We start from the raw sequence: 2,915 nt of genomic DNA, 5'->3' as shown, positions 1-2,915 counted from the left end.
CTGCGGGGCCCGTCCCCGCGCGGGGCCGACGAGGGCCCCGCCGGTGCATCGGCACGCGCGGCGAGGTCCTTGAGCGGCGGGTGCGGCGGCTCCTCCGCCCGCCGCGGCGGCGTCCCCCGCCCGGCTCCGCGCCCGGCGCGCCTCCACCGCACCGCCCGGCCCGCCGTCCTCGAGCGCCGTCCTCGAGCGCGTCCTGACGCGCCGCACGGCCCCGCGCGCCCCCTCGGCGGCGCCCTGCGGCTACCGTCGGCCCCGTCGCGGCACCGGTCGCGGCTCAGCAGCGGGCGGGGCCCGCGAGAGGGAGTCCGATGCGCATCCTGGTCCTGGGTGGAGACGGTTACCTGGGGTGGCCGACGGCCATGTACCTGTCCGCCCGCGGTCACGACGTCGGCGTGCTCGACAACGGCCTGCGGCGCCAGTACGACCACGAGCTGGGCGCCGGCAGCCTCGTCCCCATCGAGTCGATGGCGACCCGCGTGCGCGCCTGGCGCGAGGTCAGCGGGAAGAGCCTCGCGTCCTACACGACCGACCTCTGCGACGCCGACGGCCTCTACGCCGTCCTGCGCGAGTTCGCCCCCGACGCCGTCGTGCACTTCGCGGAGCAGCGGGCGGCGCCGTACTCGATGATCGACCGCAAGCACGCGGTGCACACGCAGGTCAACAACGTCGTCGGCACCCTCAACCTCATGTACGCGATCGGCGAGCTCGACCGCGACGTGCACGTCGTCAAGCTCGGCACGATGGGCGAGTACGGCCAGCCCAACATCGAGATCGAGGAGGGGTGGCTCGAGGTCACCCACAAGGGCCGCACCGACCGGATGATGTTCCCCAAGAAGCCGGGCAGCTTCTACCACCTGAGCAAGGTGCACGACTCGCACAACCTCGAGTTCGGCTGCCGCATCTGGGGCCTGCGCGTCACCGACCTCAACCAGGGCGTCGTGTACGGCCAGGAGACCGACGAGACGGCGCTCGACCCGCGCCTGGCCACCCGGCTCGACTACGACTCGGTGTTCGGCACGGTCATCAACCGCTTCGCCATCCAGGCCGTGCTCGGCGAGCCGCTCACGGTCTACGGCGGCGGCTCGCAGACGCGCGCGACGATCGACATCCGCGACACCGTCGAGTGCATCCGCCTGGCCTGCGAGAACCCGGCCGACCGCGGCGAGTTCCGCGTGTTCAACCAGGCGACGGAGAAGTTCTCCCTCTCGCAGATGGCCGAGACGGTGCGGGCCGCCTACCCCGGCGTCGCCGAGGTCGTCCACGTCGACAACCCCCGCGTGGAGATCGAGGACCACTACTACAGCTTCGTCCACACGGCGCTGGAGTCCCTCGGCCTGCAGCCGCACACGCTGTCCGACACGCTGCTCACGTCGATGTTCAAGGTCGTCGAGGAGCACGCGCACCGGGTGGACCGCGAGGCCATGAAGCCCGTCGTCGACTGGCGCCGCGCCGCCAACGAGGCCCCCGCCCTGCGCCTGTCCGGCTCGTGAGCGCCGCGACGGGGGCGGCCGGGGGGCCGCGCGTCCTCGTCACGGGGGCCTCGGGCTTCGTCGGCCGCCACGTCGTGCGCGAGCTGCGCGCGGCGGGCGCCGTGGTGAGCGCGGTCGACCGCACCGAGCACCCCGACGTGCCCACGACGCTCGGCGACCTGCGCGACGCCGGCGTCCGCGAGCGCTCCGTCGTGCCCGGGCTCGACGCCGTCGTGCACCTCGCGGCGATCACGTCCGTGCTCGGCTCGGTCGAGCAGCCGGCCGAGACGACGGACCTCAACGTCGTGGCGACGGCGGGCCTGCTCGAGCTGTGCCGCGAGCGCGGCGTCGGCGCCTTCGTCCTGGCCTCGACGAACGCCGTCGTCGGCGACGTGGGCGCCGGCGCGGACGGGCGCGGCACCATCACCGAGGCGCTGCCGCTGCGCCCCCTCACGCCGTACGGCGCGACGAAGGCGGCCGGCGAGATGCTCCTGTCGGGGTACGCGGGCGCCTTCGGGCTGCGCGCGCCCGTGGTCCGGCTGACGAACGTCTACGGGCCCGGGATGCGCGCGAAGGACAGCTTCGTGCCGCGGCTCATGCGCGCGGCCGCCGAGGGCCGCGGCGTCGTCGTCTACGGCGACGGGGAGCAGCGGCGCGACCTCGTGCACGTCCACGACGCCGCCCGCGCGCTCGCGCAGGCCGCCCTGGGGTGGCCGTCGGGGCCGGTGATCGTCGGCGGGGCGCGCTCGTACACGGTCAACGAGATGGTCGCCGCGGCCCGCGAGGCCACGGGCGCGCCGATCCCCGTCGACCACCAGCCGGCCCGGCCGGGCGAGATGCCCGCCGTCGTCGTCGACGTCTCCCGCGCGCGCTCCCTCGGCTACGCGCCGTCGACGGCGCTCGCCGAGGGCATGGCGACCGTGTGGCCGGACTTCCGGCCCGCGGGGCTCGACGGTGGAGACGGGAGCCGGGTCGACGGCGGGGCTGCTGCGGGCGCCGGCGGGGGCGCGCGTGGCGACGTCGCCTGAGGTGGCGGTCCGCGCCCGCCCCGTCGAGGCCGGGCCGGCTCCCGCGCGCAGCCGGCTCGCGGGGGACTGGCCGCTCGCGCTGCTCGTCCTCGCGGCCCTGGTCGTCCGGAGCCTCGCCCCCGTCTCCGGTGACGACGTCGCCGAGGCGTGGGTCGCCCGGGTCGCGGCCGTCGTGGCGGCGCTGCTGGTGGCGGTCCTCGCCGTCCGCTGGGGAGCCTGGCGCTGGCTGGCCGCGCTCGCCGCGCTGCCCGCGGCCGTCGGCCCCGCGCAGGTGGCCGCCGGAGGGCGCGGGGTGCTCGAGCCCCTGCTCGTCCTCGTCGTCGTCGCCGGGCTCGCCGCGGTGCTGTGGCGGGTCCCCGCCGGGCTGCTGGCCTCGGTCGGCGCCCTGCTCGCCGCGGTGGCCGCCTCGCTCGCGCTC

The 2,915-nt window shown here is 76.3% G+C and carries 2 protein-coding genes and 1 pseudogene; all 3 read left to right on the top strand.

Translation table 11 applies throughout. The features are described from left to right. Nucleotides 1-308 precede the first annotated feature (308 nt). On the top strand, nucleotides 309-1,490 hold the full coding sequence (locus HLB09_RS15235; protein WP_171204175.1) for an NAD-dependent epimerase/dehydratase family protein: 1,182 nt from the start codon (nucleotides 309-311) through the stop codon (nucleotides 1,488-1,490). Beyond that, nucleotides 1,487-2,497: an NAD-dependent epimerase/dehydratase family protein gene (locus HLB09_RS15230; RefSeq protein ID WP_171204174.1), complete on the top strand. Its 1,011-nt coding sequence runs from the start codon at nucleotides 1,487-1,489 to the stop codon at nucleotides 2,495-2,497. The genes HLB09_RS15235 and HLB09_RS15230 overlap by 4 nt, the downstream gene beginning before the upstream one ends. Continuing rightward, a pseudogene (locus tag HLB09_RS15225) lies at nucleotides 2,481-2,915 on the top strand (hypothetical protein); the annotation flags it as partial. The gene HLB09_RS15230 and the pseudogene HLB09_RS15225, both read left to right, overlap by 17 nt.

This window comes from Pseudokineococcus marinus, from assembly GCF_013004605.1.
GTDB classification, from domain to species: domain Bacteria; phylum Actinomycetota; class Actinomycetes; order Actinomycetales; family Quadrisphaeraceae; genus Pseudokineococcus; species Pseudokineococcus marinus.
This window is presented reverse-complemented; position numbering and strand designations above follow the sequence as displayed.

Coding starts and splice junctions, on each gene's coding strand:
- HLB09_RS15235 (WP_171204175.1), top strand. CDS start 309: ATGCGCATCCTGGTCCTGGGTGGAGACGGTTACCTGGGGTGGCCGACG.